This is a genomic window from Enterococcus ureilyticus (assembly GCF_001730315.1).
GTDB lineage: Bacteria > Bacillota > Bacilli > Lactobacillales > Enterococcaceae > Enterococcus_L > Enterococcus_L ureilyticus.
Window position 1 is genome coordinate 139,485 of record NZ_MIKC01000002.1, and the last position, 15,137, is coordinate 154,621.

Annotated in this window: 15 protein-coding genes; 12 read left to right on the forward strand and 3 right to left on the reverse strand. The window is 36.1% G+C overall.

The features are described from left to right. The first annotated feature begins 55 nt into the window (after nucleotides 1–55). From BCR24_RS02345 to BCR24_RS02355, 3 genes are all read left to right on the forward strand, one after another. Complete coding sequence (locus BCR24_RS02345) at nucleotides 56–2,596, forward strand: DUF5057 domain-containing protein (RefSeq protein ID WP_069638959.1); 2,541 nt, start codon at nucleotides 56–58, stop codon at nucleotides 2,594–2,596. Nucleotides 2,597–2,708: 112 nt separating this feature from the next. After that, complete coding sequence (locus tag BCR24_RS02350; protein ID WP_069638960.1) at nucleotides 2,709–2,933, forward strand: hypothetical protein; 225 nt, start codon at nucleotides 2,709–2,711, stop codon at nucleotides 2,931–2,933. Nucleotides 2,934–2,939: 6 nt separating this feature from the next. Beyond that, nucleotides 2,940–3,647, forward strand: a complete 708-nt coding sequence (locus BCR24_RS02355) for a recombinase family protein (RefSeq protein ID WP_069638961.1) — start codon at nucleotides 2,940–2,942, stop codon at nucleotides 3,645–3,647. 72 nt (nucleotides 3,648–3,719) lie between these two features. Here BCR24_RS02355 and BCR24_RS02360 read toward each other — a convergent pair whose 3' ends face one another. The 3 genes from BCR24_RS02360 to BCR24_RS02370 all read right to left on the reverse strand — a co-directional run bounded on the left by BCR24_RS02360 (nucleotide 3,720) and on the right by BCR24_RS02370 (nucleotide 7,151). Beyond that, nucleotides 3,720–4,871 carry a pyridoxal phosphate-dependent aminotransferase gene (locus tag BCR24_RS02360; RefSeq protein WP_069638962.1) on the reverse strand — a complete coding sequence of 384 codons (1,152 nt, stop codon included), beginning with the start codon at nucleotides 4,869–4,871 and terminating at the stop codon, nucleotides 3,720–3,722. A 101-nt stretch (nucleotides 4,872–4,972) separates the two neighbouring features. Further along, a complete protein-coding gene (locus BCR24_RS02365; protein ID WP_069638963.1) occupies nucleotides 4,973–5,695 on the reverse strand; it encodes an amino acid ABC transporter ATP-binding protein in 723 nt (240 codons plus the stop codon). Beyond that, complete coding sequence (locus tag BCR24_RS02370; protein ID WP_069638964.1) at nucleotides 5,688–7,151, reverse strand: ABC transporter substrate-binding protein/permease; 1,464 nt, start codon at nucleotides 7,149–7,151, stop codon at nucleotides 5,688–5,690. The genes BCR24_RS02365 and BCR24_RS02370 overlap by 8 nt, the downstream gene beginning before the upstream one ends. A 223-nt stretch (nucleotides 7,152–7,374) precedes the next feature. On the opposite strand from BCR24_RS02370, the gene BCR24_RS02375 reads away from it, so the two are divergent. The 9 genes from BCR24_RS02375 to BCR24_RS17010 all read left to right on the forward strand — a co-directional run bounded on the left by BCR24_RS02375 (nucleotide 7,375) and on the right by BCR24_RS17010 (nucleotide 14,904). Next, nucleotides 7,375–8,463: an iron-containing alcohol dehydrogenase family protein gene (locus BCR24_RS02375; protein WP_069638965.1), complete on the forward strand. Its 1,089-nt coding sequence runs from the start codon at nucleotides 7,375–7,377 to the stop codon at nucleotides 8,461–8,463. 164 nt (nucleotides 8,464–8,627) lie between these two features. Then, a complete protein-coding gene (gene tgt, locus BCR24_RS02380) occupies nucleotides 8,628–9,773 on the forward strand; it encodes a tRNA guanosine(34) transglycosylase Tgt (protein WP_069638966.1) in 1,146 nt (381 codons plus the stop codon). An 82-nt stretch (nucleotides 9,774–9,855) separates the two neighbouring features. Next, nucleotides 9,856–10,227: a preprotein translocase subunit YajC gene (yajC, locus tag BCR24_RS02385; RefSeq protein ID WP_069638967.1), complete on the forward strand. Its 372-nt coding sequence runs from the start codon at nucleotides 9,856–9,858 to the stop codon at nucleotides 10,225–10,227. A gap of 92 nt (nucleotides 10,228–10,319) precedes the next feature. Continuing rightward, nucleotides 10,320–10,592: a post-transcriptional regulator gene (locus BCR24_RS02390; RefSeq protein WP_083244278.1), complete on the forward strand. Its 273-nt coding sequence runs from the start codon at nucleotides 10,320–10,322 to the stop codon at nucleotides 10,590–10,592. A 189-nt stretch (nucleotides 10,593–10,781) separates the two neighbouring features. Next, on the forward strand, nucleotides 10,782–13,379 hold the full coding sequence (adhE, locus tag BCR24_RS02395) for a bifunctional acetaldehyde-CoA/alcohol dehydrogenase (protein WP_069638968.1): 2,598 nt from the start codon (nucleotides 10,782–10,784) through the stop codon (nucleotides 13,377–13,379). Nucleotides 13,380–13,469: 90 nt separating this feature from the next. Continuing rightward, nucleotides 13,470–13,919 carry a GNAT family N-acetyltransferase gene (locus BCR24_RS02400; protein WP_069638969.1) on the forward strand — a complete coding sequence of 150 codons (450 nt, stop codon included), beginning with the start codon at nucleotides 13,470–13,472 and terminating at the stop codon, nucleotides 13,917–13,919. 123 nt (nucleotides 13,920–14,042) lie between these two features. After that, a complete protein-coding gene (locus BCR24_RS17240; protein ID WP_239574191.1) occupies nucleotides 14,043–14,285 on the forward strand; it encodes a VOC family protein in 243 nt (80 codons plus the stop codon). Next, nucleotides 14,185–14,430, forward strand: coding sequence for a VOC family protein (locus BCR24_RS17245; protein ID WP_239574190.1), 246 nt, complete (start codon nucleotides 14,185–14,187; stop codon nucleotides 14,428–14,430). The genes BCR24_RS17240 and BCR24_RS17245 overlap by 101 nt, the downstream gene beginning before the upstream one ends. A gap of 156 nt (nucleotides 14,431–14,586) precedes the next feature. Further along, nucleotides 14,587–14,904 (forward strand): VOC family protein, encoded by a 318-nt coding sequence (locus BCR24_RS17010; protein WP_239574188.1) that lies wholly within the window; start codon nucleotides 14,587–14,589, stop codon nucleotides 14,902–14,904. Nucleotides 14,905–15,137 lie beyond the last annotated feature (233 nt).

Genomic DNA, 15,137 nt, shown 5'->3' on the forward strand with positions numbered 1-15,137 from the left:
GTGTTTTCAACAAAGAAACCATTGATTTGATGAGTCTTGAAAAGAAGGGGATAGAATGAAAATAAGAGGACGAAAGAAAAAAATTAAAAAGAATAGTAAGTGGTTGCTTTTACTGATAATCGCTCTAATTGTTGGTGGTTATTTTTTTCTGAATGATAAGTTGAAAGCATCTACTGTTGTTAATAATGGAGACTTTAGGCTGACTGCTGAGAATAAGTGGAGTTATAAAGACAAAAAAAATTATGCGTCTTTAGAATGGGATAAAGTTACTGGGTTGAATCAGTCTGGTTATCGCTTATATCAATCTGAAGATGGTACAACATGGAGCAATAGATCTTTGAACTATGGTAAATCAATCAAAGTTTTAAATATATACCCCGAACAACCAAAATCAGATACGTTGAAAGACTGGATGAGCAGTTTGAATTTAGAAGCTACTGATGGCTCTGATTTAATTCAAGTGACTTCAACAAAAATAAGTGATTATAATGCAAATCCCAATGCCTATTTAAAAAATAGTTCAGGTGAGTATCAGTATGATGTTTTGATGTTTGGTTCGTGGGATAATAATAACAGACAGGATTTAAATACTAATAGTAAAAATGAAACACAAGCATATATTGATAGTGGAAGAGGTGTTTTATTCGGGCACGATACCACCAATCATCCAATGTTTGCCTCTTTTAATAAACTCTTAGGTTTAACAAACATAAATCCAGCCGGTGCACCAGCGGATATTCGTACAGGTGGATCTGAAATAAAAGTCACAAATGATGGTTACTTAATGAAATATCCATTTGAACTTGCCAATGGACAAAATCTGACGATTCCACCAGCACATAATAACTTACTTGCTAGTAAGTCAATTGGGACCAATTGGATTATGTTTCGAGAGCCCTATACTGTATTTAATACAACGCTTTGGGAAGATAGTAATTGGACGATGGGTTGGTACTTGAAAACTAATAATAATGTTGGGCTGATTCAGACTGGGCATAGTAATGGTGCCTCTACCATGGATGAAAGAAAAATAATAGCTAACACATTATACAATTTAGCACAGGTATCATCGGAGAACTTTGCTAATGATCAAACGGTCAGAGACGATAAGGCGCCTAATATACCCAAAGTGAGTATTCGTAGCGGTAAAAATAATAATAGTTTAAGTATTAAGGCGGACTCTCTTGATAATGGTAAAGAGTATCAATGGTATGTAGAAGCTAATACTAAAAATAGCGGTGTCAAAAAATCAGATGTCGTAAAAGAAGTAATCATAAGTAATATTGCTGGCTATTTTTATGAAATAAACAATTTGCAAACATCAAATTTAGCAAAACAGGTTGAGACCTATAAAGATTCATATGGTAGGATAGATCCAGACAAATTTGATCACTATGTTGCACCAGATGATGATTCTCTTAATTATGAGACAAGAAGTACATTTACAATTACGGAAAATAACAATTCAGGAAAATATCTGCATGTTTTAGCTGTAGATCGTTCTAACAATATTTCTCAAGTGAGTAGTCAAAAAATCAAAGACATTCCTCAAGATATTGATTTTAAAGTTGAACGTACAAAAAATGAAACTAGACTCATTGAACTGAATATAGATAGCTCTTTAGATAATTTAATAGAAGAAGTAGAAATCCGTATCCCTAAGAATACAGAAATTAAAGATTTCACTTCTCTGATACTGCCTACAAATTGGATTGCTCTCGAAAATAGTGAAACGGCTGACTATAAATCATTCTCGTTTATGACCAAAGGAAAGAATGATTTGATAACACTTACTAAATTTATAAATGATTTACGCTTTTCAATTAATACTCCAGTTAATCAAAAAGGGGAAATCCAGATAATGTTACATGAAATCCCTCAAAGCACTACACAGGTAAACGAAGTCACCAAAGTTTCTTGGACAGCAGAAGTTCCTCAAAAAATTTCTTTAAAAGCATATAGTGAGACTGGAGAGCCACTTCCTGCTGGAGATTTGTTATTAGATCAGCAGATAACGATTAGTAAAAAGGAAAGCATTACACCGAAAAGTGTTGAGTTCTATGACTTCATTAAATTAGTAGGTATTGGAGGAAATCAAATTTCACCTCTTCAATGGATTGTTACCGATGAATTTCAAGAAGGTCGCTTAATTTATAGGAGTCGTAAGCTAACCATTCATAGCCGACAAGTTGTGACTAATCCGAATGATCAGGTAGTATTGCCTAAAAAAGGATTTGGAGTATTAGGAAGTCAGACTGCATTAGGGCAAATGAAAGAGGAATTTCCACTAACAATGAGTTCTTCTATAGATAATGAGGCAAACTTTGATACGTACATTATTCGTTATCAAATCAGTCAGCCAATTTATACTTTTGTTCCAAAGGTTCCAATGAATTATGGACTCCTTGGATATGTACTAACAACTAAAGAAGCACCTCATTTACCTAGTAATAGTACAAAAATTCCAGTCAAGATTGATGCATCGGCGAACCCAGAATTTTGGTTGACGACATATATCGAGCCGGTAACAGAAAAACCTACTTTCTATCATTGGGAGTATAAGGAAAATAAATTAGGTGCAATTAAAGTAGAATAAAAGAATAGTCTATCTAAGGATATTGAGGGATTTAAGAAGTTTGGTTCATAGGGTCCTCCATTACTATAGAATGATGAAAACCCTAAATCTATATAGATAGGAATAACATATAATGTATTTACTGTTGATAGTATTAGGGATTATTACGTTTGTTCATAGTGTATTATTCATAATTGTTATTCAAAAAAATGCAGAAATAACAAATAAGCTTAATCAAATTACTAGAAAAAAAACTTATTCCAAAGCAAACGAGCAACCTTTTGCATCAAAAAAAGAAATAACTAGAAGGGATAAGCGTGCTACAGATAAGAGAATAATTGATGAAACGAGGAAGTAGATAACGATGAATATAGGCTATGCTCGTGGCAATAAATTGAATCAACAGTTTGATTTTTTAGAAAATTATGAAGTAGAAGAAATTTTCTCGGATAAAAGCCAGAGCTATGAAGTACTTCAAGATCCTGAAAGTGACTATCAACGCTTATTGGACTATACAGAGCCAGGTGATTGTGTAGTGATTGCGTTTTTAGAAGCTATCTCGAGAGATTATCAAAAACTACTAGAATTTTTTAATGAACTAGATGAGTTGGAGCTTGATTTAATTGTATTGACCTCGCCAGACTTAACTTTGGCTGAGTGGCGAGAAGTACTTTTGTGGATCAATAAAAACGATCGCTTGTTGCATCCGCGTCTGATCAAACTAAAGTTAAAACAAGAAAAAAATAGAAATAAAGAGAGCTACTCAGTTTTTAGTAGAGATAGTGAGGCAAAGCAGTTATATCGGGATGTTTTATGGCAGCTGATTGGGAAACGGAAACTACGAGAAATTGCTCAACAAAAAAGTGTTCCTATTGAAACAATCTATCGAATTCAGCAAGAATTCAAGCGGATAAAATTAGCAGGAATTTTAGCAATTTGTTTTTTTCTCGCAATTGCTACGCTTAAAATATCGGAAAATTTTTCGGATAATCTGTGGATTCAAATCACTGTGTGTATTGTCGCAACACTGGCCATTTTGTATAACGTTTTAGCGGATAATGAAGAGTTGTAGTACTTTTTATTCCTAAATAAAAATAGTTTTGCTTTTTCCGATTGGTTAGGGAAAAGCAAAACTATTTTTAGGTTAAAAATGCATCTTCTCAATTCGGTCAAATGCATCTTCTAAAATTGTGATATCTTGAGTTGCGGCTAAACGTACATAATTATCTCCAGTTGTCTCACCAAATGCCTTTCCCGGAATCATCAATACGTTCGTCTCTTTCAAAACTTTCTCCACAAAAGGAACGGAAGTCATTCCTGTTTTAGAGATATTGATAAAAGCGTATATGCTGCCTTTGACAGGATGTAAAGACAGAAATGGGATTGTTGCAATACGTTGTTCAAGATATTCTAAACGTTCTTTAAAGACAGAAACGACGTTTGGTACTAAACTATCAGAGTGATTTAAAGCATAAATCCCTGCCTGTTGAGACGGACTTGGTGCAGAATAGGTAATACTTTCATTGATTAGTTTTGCTGCATCATTGATATATTCAGGTGCGACCATATAGCCAATTCGCCATCCAGTCATAGCAAAAGTTTTTGAAAAACTGCTAAAAGTAATGGTATTCTCAGGTGCGAAGGTAGCCATTGGGACAAAATTATCGTAGAAACAAAATGCTTCATAGACTTCATCAGATAGAATATAAAACTCTTTCTCGATGGCTAAATCTGCGATAGCCTTAAATGTTTCTGGAGAAAATACGGATCCAGTAGGATTATTAGGCGAATTGATAATAATTGCTTTTGTTTTATCTGTGATTGCGGCTTTTAAAATGTCGATATCAATCTGAAAACCATCTTCTTCATAGGTTGGGATAAATATTGGGTTGCCGCCAGCTAAAAGTACTTGATCTTTGTAGGGAGAAAAATAAGGCTCATGGATGATCACTTCATCATCAGGGTCTAAAATCACCTGTAACGTTAAATACATACCATGCAACGCACCAACTGTTGCTCGGATTTGAGCAGGTTTGAAGGCCAAACCATATTGCTTTCGATAAAAGTCAGCTACAGTATCGATAAATTCTTGACTACCGCCGGATGCAGTGTATTTTGTATGACCATTTTTGACATCAGCAAAAGCCGCATCAATAATTCGTTCATCGGTAATTAAATCCGGATCACCAATCGATAAATCAAGTAGGTTGGGGACTTGTTTAGCTAAAGTGGCAATATCCATCAATATATTTTCAGCAGGATGCTGGTGCTTTTTTGAAATAGTTGAAATGTCCATAATTCTTTCCTCCAATAGTTACTTGCTTTAATCTATTCTATCTTACTTTGTGAAAGAGGACAAAGCAAATTTAGATGAATTTGCTTTGCCCTCTTTCAATGTTATAGTACTTTTCTAAGAAAATCTTGCGTACGTGGATTTTTTGGTTGTCCAAAAATTTCTTCTGGCGTCCCTTCTTCTTGGATAATTCCAGCATCCATGAAAATAACACGATCGGCAACTTCACGAGCAAAGCCCATTTCATGTGTCACAACAACCATAGTCATTCCTTCGACGGCCAAAGCTTTCATTACTGCCAGCACTTCACCAACCATTTCTGGGTCCAGCGCAGAGGTAGGCTCATCGAACAACATAACATCAGGATTCATTGCTAGTGCTCTTGCAATGGCTACTCGTTGTTGTTGACCGCCAGATAAACTGGAGGGATAGCTGCTGCTTTTATCTTTTAGCCCTACTTGTTCTAATAGAGCCTGAGCTTTTTCTTTAGCGGCTTCAGCAGTTTCTTTTTTCACTTTAATTGGACTAATCGTTAAGTTATCTAAAACTGTTTTATGAGGAAATAGATTGAAGTTTTGAAATACCATACCCATTTTTTGACGAAGGGCGTCGATATCGGTATCTTTGTCTAATAAATTTTTTCCTTCAAATCTAATCGTTCCATCTGTTGGTTGTTCTAATAAGTTCAAACAACGTAAAAAGGTACTTTTTCCGCTACCTGAAGGTCCGATGATTACAACGACTTCGCCAGCCTTGACATCTAAGTCGATGCCTTTTAAGACTTCATTCTTTCCGAATGTTTTGTGTAGGTTTTTAATATTAATCACTAGTACTCATTCTCCTTTCAGCAACACCTAATAGGCGGGAAATCGTAAAGGTTAAAACAAAATAGATCAATGAAACAACTAGATACGGTAAGAATGGTTTAAAACTTGCGCCTTGAACATTACCGGCTTGGAAAATCAATTCAGAAACACCAATAACTGATACAACTGAAGATTCTTTGATGACTGTTACAAATTCATTTCCTAATGCAGGTAAAATATTTTTGATTGCTTGCGGTAAAATGATATAGCGCATTGCTTGAGGTTGGTTCATTCCTAAAGAACGGGCCGCTTCTAATTGTCCTTTATTAACAGCGTTGATCCCAGCTCGAACGATTTCTGCAACATAAGCGCCACTGTTTAAGGCAAGAGCGATACATCCAGCTGCAATTTTTGATAGATCAAGCCCTAAAACACCTGTACCAAAATAAACGATGAAGATTTGTACTAATAACGGAGTACCTCGAACATATTCTATATAACAAATTGCGATGCCACGTAAGATTTTTGATTTGGATAATTTCATCAAAGCGAGTAAGCCACCGAGAATTGCACCAAACAAGACACCCATAAAAGCTAAGAAAATCGTATAGCCAGCACCGCTGATATAGAATTTACCATACTTCCCAAGAAAACTTTGATCGTCAGTAAACATTAATTTCCCGGCTTCTTTTTTATAACCTTCTAACAAGTTATTGTCATTGATGGTTTGAATCGAAGCGTTGACCTTTTGTTCTAAGATAGGAGCATTTTTTGGAATAGCAACGGCGGCGTCCTTTTGCCCTTGTTCAAAGGTGACATCTGCAAATGTCAATTCTTTGTCACGATCGACATAGGCTTCAGCAACTGGACCTTCTAACACTGCTGCTTCAACTTTTTTATTTTTTAAGTTCATGATAATGTCTGGAACTTTTTGTAAAGAGGTTGGAATCGATCCAACTAGTTCTGTTTTCGCTAATTCTTCTTGGGTTGTCTGTTTTTGAACACCAACTTTGACACCATCAAAATCTTTTGTTGACTGAAAGCGATCTTTATCGTCTGCTCGAACAACAACTTTTTGTTGAACGGTCATATAAGGTGTCGAAAAATTGACTTCCTGCAGCCGTTCAGGTGTTGGGGCCATCCCTGAAATAATCAAGTCGATTTTACCAGTTTTCAATGCACCTAATAATGCATCAAAACCCAATTCTTCAATTTTTAATTTTACACCTAAATCATCAGCAATTTTTTGCGCGATAGAGATGTCAAAACCCACGACCTGGTCTTTGCCATCAATATCTGCATGGAATTCATAAGGGGCATAATCGGCTGATAAGCCAACGATTAGTTCGCCACGTTTCATGATAGCATCATAGACTGGATCTTTTTCTTCAGCTAAGGCTACACTGGTAGGCAAAAAAGTGAGTAATACCAATAGTATTGGTATGATAAGTGCTAAGGTTTTTTTACATAGTTTCATTTGTTCGTCTCCTTTATAGTAGATTGTTCATAAGCATAAACACTCGATAACTTTCTGTTTCAATAAATATTCTAAAAATAGCATATATATGTATAAAAATTTATTGTTTTTGGATGTGTTTTATCATATCATAGATTAAGGGAAAGGAAAAGTGAATTTTACCAAAGAAGTCATAATTTTTCACTTTTGCATAAAAATAAGAAAAAATGAAAGGTCGAGAACGATGAATCAATCATTAATAGTAAGAGGGGCACCGCAAGAATATGAATGCCGAGTGGGTGCGTGGGATAGTTTGGAAGAGCACTTAAATAGAAGAAACATTAAGTGTGTCATGATTTTACATGGGAAAGACTCGTGGGAAGCAGCTAAACCATACTTTCCTACTTTCATGCATATAGATACATGTTTTGTTGAGTATGGTGGAGAATGTACGGATGAAAAAACAGCAGAGCTAAAAGCGATTTTTGAGCAAAAAGAGTTAGATGGGATCATAGCTGTAGGTGGTGGGAAAATTGCAGACTTAGGTAAAGCGATTGCGAATCAGTGCCAAACGCCGATTTTAATTTTACCTACATTAGCGGCTACTTGTGCGGCTTATACCCCCCTAAGTGTCATCTATAATACAGATGGTTCGATGGACCGTTACGATGTATTTCCTATCAGTAATGCCTTAGTTTTGATTGAACCAAAGGTGATCTTGACCTCTCCAAGCGAGTTGATGATTGCAGGGATTGGCGATACGGTTGCAAAATGGTATGAAGCAGATGCAATGATCTCACAGTTAGCAACCCAACCAATTGAAATTCAAGTGTCCGCATTCGCTGCTAAAAAATGTCGTGATGTGTTGCTTCGTGATAGTCAAGAAGCGTTGAAGGCCATGGCACAAAAAGAAATCAATCAAGCCTTCTTAAATGTTGTAGAAACGAATATTTTACTTGGCGGAATGGTTGGCGGCTTTGGGGATGATTATGGACGGACGGCAGGAGCGCACTCGATTCATGATGCGTTGACGATTTTACCAGAAAGCCATCAACAACTACATGGAAATAAAGTAGCCTATGGTGTGTTTGTTCAATTGGTAATCGAAAATAAATGGGATGAGATCGAACGATTGATTCCATTTTATCAAAGCTTGAAGTTACCTGTTTCTTTAAAAGCGATGAATATGGTTTTATCTGAATTCGATTACGAGCAAGTTGCAGAACGCGCTTGCGAGTCGCATGAAACCATTCATTATATGAAAGAAAAAATCACACCAGACGTTGTAAAAAATGCGATGATGGCATTAGAAACAGCAATGAAGAACAAATAAATGAATTAAAAACTCAACGAAACTAGAGACAAACGATTGTATACTTGCCTCTAGTTTTTATTGTCTAAGGATATACTAAAGAAAGCCTGTAAAACCTTGCAAATACGAATAAAAAAAAGTATGATGATTGAAGTGTAAATTTGTAAAAGAAAGTAGGGAAATGAATGACAGAACCAGCCATTCGTTATCGTTTAATAAAGAAAGAAAAGCATACAGGTGCTCGTTTAGGAGAGATAATCACACCACATGGGACTTTCCCCACACCGATGTTTATGCCTGTAGGAACGTTAGCGACAGTAAAAACAATGTCACCAGAAGACTTAAAGGAAATGGGAGCAGGAGTGATCTTGAGCAATACGTATCATTTATGGCTTCGTCCTGGAGATGATTTGATTGCAGAAGCAGGTGGTTTACATAAATTTATGAATTGGGATCAACCGATTTTAACAGATTCGGGTGGTTTCCAAGTATTCTCATTAAGTGATATGCGTAAAATCACAGAGGAAGGTGTTCATTTTAGACATCATTTGAATGGATCTAAGTTATTCCTTTCACCAGAAAAAGCAATTAATATTCAAAATAACTTAGGATCTGATATTATGATGAGTTTTGATGAATGTCCACCGTTTGATGAAAGCTATGATTATGTGAAGAAATCAATTGAGCGTACATCACGTTGGGCAGAACGAGGGTTGAAAGCTCATGCTAATCCAGATCGTCAAGGCTTGTTTGGAATTATCCAAGGGGCAGGATTTGAAGATTTACGTCGTCAAAGTGCTAAAGATTTAATTAGTATGGACTTTCCAGGTTATTCCATTGGTGGTTTATCTGTTGGGGAGCCTAAAGCTGAAATGAACCGCGTATTAGACTTTACGACACCTTTGATACCTGACAACAAGCCAAGATACTTGATGGGTGTTGGAACTGCTGATTCATTAATTGATGGTGTGATTCGTGGAATCGATATGTTTGACTGTGTACTGCCAACCAGAATTGCTAGAAATGGAACTTGTATGACCTCTAAAGGTCGTTTGGTTGTTAAAAATGCTCAATACGCTAGAGATTTCCGTCCGTTAGATGAGAAATGTGATTGTTACACATGTAAAAACTACACACGTGCATATATTCGTCACTTGATTAAGGCTGATGAGACATTTGGTATTCGTTTGACTTCGTACCATAACTTGTATTTCCTATTGAATTTGATGAAACAAGTTCGTCAAGCAATTATGGATGATAATCTATTGGAATTTCGTGAAGCCTTTTTTGAAGAATATGGCTTTAATAAAGAGAATGCAAAAAGTTTCTAAAAAAATGATCAAAAGACTAGTGTTGAACAAGAAATTTTGTTACAGTAAACTAGTGATTATACGATAGAGAGGTGAATACAAAATGGGCGGAGGACTTTCGTTTATTTTACCATTAATTCTTTTAGCAGGAATGATGTTTTTTATGACTCGTTCGCAAAAGAAACAACAAAATGAACGTCAAACACTTTTAGATGCAATGAAAGTGGGCGATGACGTTGTAACGATTGGGGGATTACATGGTGTAATCTCTGAAATCGACAATGACAAAAAGACTGTACTGATTGATTGTGAAGGAATTATCCTTGAATTTGATCGTGCAGCAATTAAAACAGTTAAACCAGGTACAGTAGTAGCGAATGATAGTGATGTTACTGTAGTTGAAACGCCAGAAGAAACAATCGTTGAAGAGACAACGGTTGAGACAACTTCTGAAAACAACGAAACGAAAGAATAAATTCCAGCTTGCTGGAATTTTTTCTTTCTAAAGCACATATAAAGAATAGCATAGATCATTTTTTACAAAGAGGAGGGAGAACCATCGAAACGTTGTCGTGGCATCAAAAGTTCTTATTAAAAAAAGAATTAAAAATCACTTGCCGATCGTTTCAGCAACTTGGTTATTCATCAGTCAATGAAATAGAATTGATGAATTACCTCGTTTCTTATCGTTGGAAAAAGAAAGCTCCATCGTCTATCAAGGCTTGTCGCGAAGACATTTTACATATTGAACCAAACGAGTTCTTTGATTATCAACAATTGATTGCACAAACAAGCAACTTAACGATCAAAGATTGGCATGATTTAACGGATTTATTCTAGTATAGAATAAATTCGTTTTTTCTTTTAGTACGATAAAAAACGCTTACGATAATAAGTTGAATAAAAATAGGCTTAAATGTGAAAAAAATCACAATAAACTATTTACAAGAAAAAAATAATGTTGTATGATATTTATGTGAAATGGTTAACAAACAAAAATAAATTACTTATTTTTCTAGGAGGATCACAATGGCTAAAACAATGAAGCAAGAAGAGACGAAAACTGTTGATGTACCAGCAATGATTGATGAGTTAGCAAAAAAAGCAAATGTTGCTTTAAAAGAAATGGAAGACTTCGATCAAGAAAAAGTCGACCACATTGTGCACCAAATGGCAATGGCAGCATTAGACCAACATATGCCTTTAGCAAAAATGGCTGTAGAAGAAACTGGCCGTGGAATTTATGAAGATAAAGCAATCAAAAATATGTACGCTTCAGAATATATTTGGAACAGCATCAAACATGATAAAACTGTTGGGGTCATCAACAAAGATGACCAAACAGGTTTAATTGAAATTGCTGAACCAGTAGGTGTGGTTTGTGGTGTTACACCGACAACAAATCCAACATCAACAACGATTTTTAAAGCATTGATTTCCATCAAAACACGTAACCCAATCGTATTTGCTTTCCACCCAAGTGCGCAAAAATGTTCTGCAGAAGCGGCTCGTATCGTTCGGGATGCTGCAATCAAAGCGGGTGCTCCTGAAAACTGTGTACAATGGATCGAACAACCTTCATTAGAAGCTACTTCAGGTTTGATGAATCATCCTGGAATCGCAATCGTTTTAGCTACTGGTGGTGCCGGCATGGTGAAATCAGCTTATTCAACTGGTAAACCAGCATTAGGTGTTGGACCAGGTAATGTTCCTTCATATATTGAAAAAACAGCGAAAATCAAACGCGCAGTCAACGATTTGATCGTTTCTAAATCATTTGACAACGGAATGATTTGTGCTTCTGAACAAGCTGTAATTGTAGATAAAGAAGTTTATGCAGCTGTAAAAGCTGAATTTGAAGCACATCAAGTGTACTTCGTTAAACCAAACGAATTACAAAAATTAGAAGATGCCGTTATGAACGAAGGAAAATATGCAGTAAATCCTGCGATCGTTGGGTACTCTGCTGAACATATCGCAGAACTTGCTGGCATCAAAGTACCAAAAGGCACTAAAATATTAGTTGCTGAAATCGAAGGTGCTGGAGCTGAATATCCATTGTCACGTGAAAAACTATCGCCAGTTTTAGCGATGATGAAAGCTCAAAATTCAGAGCATGCTTTTGATTTATGTGAAGCAATGCTTGAACTAGGCGGGTTAGGTCATACTGCTGTGATCCATACAGAAGATGAAGATCTACAAGTTAAATTTGGATTACGTATGAAAGCGTGCCGTATCTTAGTGAACTCTCCATCAGCTGAAGGCGGAATCGGTAATATCTATAACGAAATGATTCCTTCATTAACATTAGGTTGTGGTTCGTATGGTAAAAACTCAGTCTCTAAAAACGTATCTGCTGTTAACTTGATCAACGTCAAAACTGTAGCGAAACGGAGAAATAATATGCAATGGTTTAAATTACCACCAAAAATTTTCTTTGAAAAAAATTCATTACAATACCTACAAAAAATGGAAAATGTTGAACGTGTTATGATCGTTTGTGATCCAGGAATGGTTCAATTTGGTTATGCAGACACAGTTCGTAAAGAATTACAAAAACGTAAAAACGACGTTCAAATCGAAGTATTCTCAGCAGTAGAACCAAATCCATCTACAAATACAGTGTATGCTGGAACAAAAGTTATGGTTGATTTTGAACCAGATACGATCATCGCTTTAGGTGGCGGATCTGCAATGGATGCAGCCAAAGGCATGTGGATGTTCTATGAGCACCCAGATACAGAATTCTTTGGCGCTAAACAAAAATTCTTAGATATCCGTAAACGTACGTACAAAATTGAAAAAGCAGTTAAAACACAATTTGTATGTATCCCAACAACATCAGGTACAGGTTCAGAAGTAACACCATTTGCCGTTATCACGGATAGTGATACTCATGTAAAGTATCCATTAGCTGATTATGCATTGACACCAGATGTTGCGATCATCGATCCACAATTTGTCATGTCAGTTCCAGCTTCTGTAACAGCTGATACTGGGATGGACGTTTTAACACATGCAATCGAGTCTTACGTTTCAGTAATGGCTTCTGATTACACTCGTGGCTTAAGTTTACAAGCAATCAAATTAGTCTTTGAACATTTAGAAAATTCAGTGAAACGTCCAGATGCAGAAAGTCGTGAAAAAATGCATAATGCATCAACAATGGCTGGTATGGCATTTGCCAATGCATTCTTAGGAATTTGTCACTCTGTAGCTCATAAAATTGGTGGAGAATATGGGATTCCTCACGGACGTACAAATGCGATTTTATTACCGCATATTATCCGTTACAATGCCAAAGATCCTTCAAAACATGCAATGTTCCCTAAATATGACTACTTCCGTGCTGACACAGATTACGCTGATATCGCGAAATTCTTAGGTCTTAAAGGGAAAAATACAGCCGAATTAGTGGATGCATTAGCAACAGCTGTATACGATTTAGGCGTATCTGTTGGAATCGATATGAACTTGAAAGCACAAGGTGTGACACAAGAAATTCTTGATTCAACTGTTGATCACATGGCTGAATTAGCTTACGAAGATCAATGTACAACAGCAAATCCAAAAGAACCATTGATCAGTGAATTAAAACAAATCATTATCGATGCTTATAATGGCTAGTCGAATATAGTAAGAAGAGCGACGTAAAAGTTGCTCTTCTTTTTTTATTTAGAGGTATAATAAAGTCAAAAGAAATGGGAGCGATGTAAGATGACGATTAGAGAAGCAACGTTAGAAGATGTAGAAGCAATCAATCAGCTAAATACTGGTCCATTAAATCACGAATATCCCTTGGCCGATGCAAAAAAACAGTTGTGCTATTTATTATCTTCTCCAGTAAATAAATTATTTGTGAAAGAGTTAGATGAAAAGGTTGTGGGCTATATTCAATTAAGTGAATATGTTAGCACATATGCGCCTAGATTAATGAATGTTTTAGCACTTGTGGTAGCTGAGGATTTCCATAGTCAAGGGCTAGGAAAAGCCCTGCTTGATTATGCAGAGCAATGGGCAAAGGAACAAGGTGTTAAAGGGATAAGGTTAAACTCGGGTGTAGAAAGAACCGCAGCCCATAAATTTTATGAGAAGCAAGAGTATGTGAGAGTGAAAAATCAAGTCAATTTCAGAAAATTATTTAACGAAAGAATCTCAAAAGAGTAATCAAAAAAATGAAAGTTTTTCTTATTCATTATCAAAAATATAGCCGCTTCTATATAATAAAAGTAGAACAAATCCAATTGAAGAAAATGAACAATTAGGTTTATCAAGAAAGGATGATCCGAAATGCCAAAATTTTCTCCATGTTTGTGGTTTGATGGGAAAGTAGAAGAAGTGGCTGAATTTTATGTTCATGCTTTTGAACAAAGTAAAATCAACAAGGCCGATTATTATGTAGATAGTGAACATCAACCAAAAGGATCAGTTTTTGACTATAGAGCTGACACTTGCAGGACAAGAAGTTATTTTGCTAAATGGTGGATCAGATTTTTCATTTACCCCCTCAATCTCTCTTTTTGTAGAGTGTGAAACGGAAGAACAAATTGATAAATTATGGGAAACGTTAAGTTTCAATGGCAAGGTATTGATGGAATTTGGGCCCTATCCATTCAGTGAAAAGTATGGCTGGTTGGAAGATCAATATGGCGTTTTTTGGCAACTGGTTTTGACGTGAAGGACGCAGTCGACTACACCAAGCTTTTTGTTTTCGGGAGAGCAGTTTGTAAAGGCAGAGGCAGCTATGCATTAGTGGATCGAGATTTTTGGTGAGGGAGAAGTAGAGTATGTCAAAAAAAATCCAGATGGTACTGTTGCTCAAGCTTTATTCACAATGCATGGACAATCCTTTCGAGTGATGGATAGTGGTGAAACACATGTTTTTACCTTTTCAATGGCTACTTCATTTTATGTCTATTGTAAAGATCAAGCTGAAATCGATCGTTTATGGAAAGCTGTGACATCAAGAGGAAAAGAATGGCCGTGTGGGTGGATGGAAGATGAGTATAATGTATGTTGGCAAACGGTTACGAAAGATATGGATATGTTATTCGATAACTCAGATCCTGAAAGAGCTTATCGAGTCATGCAAGAGTTGTATAAAATGAAACGAATCGACATAACTACGTTGAGACGAGCGTATGAAGGATAAATTAAAAAGAAGATTGGGCTTTTTTGATGTGACCCCCAAAAGTTGTACGTGGAAAATACAATTTTGGAGGTTATTTTTTATGAGTTATTATGAGGTAGAATTCAAATTAAAGCTAGTGAAAGAGTACCTAGAAGGCCCTCTGGGCGGACGAGCCTTGGCTAAAAAATACGGACTCCCATCAAATGCCTTAATTTACAATTGGAAACACTCCTATCAATTATTTGGGAAAGAAG

Coding starts and splice junctions, on each gene's coding strand:
- BCR24_RS02345 (WP_069638959.1), top strand. CDS start 56: ATGAAAATAAGAGGACGAAAGAAAAAAATTAAAAAGAATAGTAAGTGG.
- BCR24_RS02360 (WP_069638962.1), bottom strand. CDS start 4,871: ATGGACATTTCAACTATTTCAAAAAAGCACCAGCATCCTGCTGAAAAT.
- BCR24_RS17240 (WP_239574191.1), top strand. CDS start 14,043: ATGCCAAAATTTTCTCCATGTTTGTGGTTTGATGGGAAAGTAGAAGAA.
- adhE (WP_069638968.1), top strand. CDS start 10,782: ATGGCTAAAACAATGAAGCAAGAAGAGACGAAAACTGTTGATGTACCA.
- BCR24_RS02350 (WP_069638960.1), top strand. CDS start 2,709: ATGTATTTACTGTTGATAGTATTAGGGATTATTACGTTTGTTCATAGT.
- tgt (WP_069638966.1), top strand. CDS start 8,628: ATGACAGAACCAGCCATTCGTTATCGTTTAATAAAGAAAGAAAAGCAT.
- BCR24_RS02375 (WP_069638965.1), top strand. CDS start 7,375: ATGAATCAATCATTAATAGTAAGAGGGGCACCGCAAGAATATGAATGC.
- yajC (WP_069638967.1), top strand. CDS start 9,856: ATGGGCGGAGGACTTTCGTTTATTTTACCATTAATTCTTTTAGCAGGA.
- BCR24_RS02400 (WP_069638969.1), top strand. CDS start 13,470: ATGACGATTAGAGAAGCAACGTTAGAAGATGTAGAAGCAATCAATCAG.
- BCR24_RS02370 (WP_069638964.1), bottom strand. CDS start 7,151: ATGAAACTATGTAAAAAAACCTTAGCACTTATCATACCAATACTATTG.
- BCR24_RS02355 (WP_069638961.1), top strand. CDS start 2,940: ATGAATATAGGCTATGCTCGTGGCAATAAATTGAATCAACAGTTTGAT.
- BCR24_RS17010 (WP_239574188.1), top strand. CDS start 14,587: ATGCATGGACAATCCTTTCGAGTGATGGATAGTGGTGAAACACATGTT.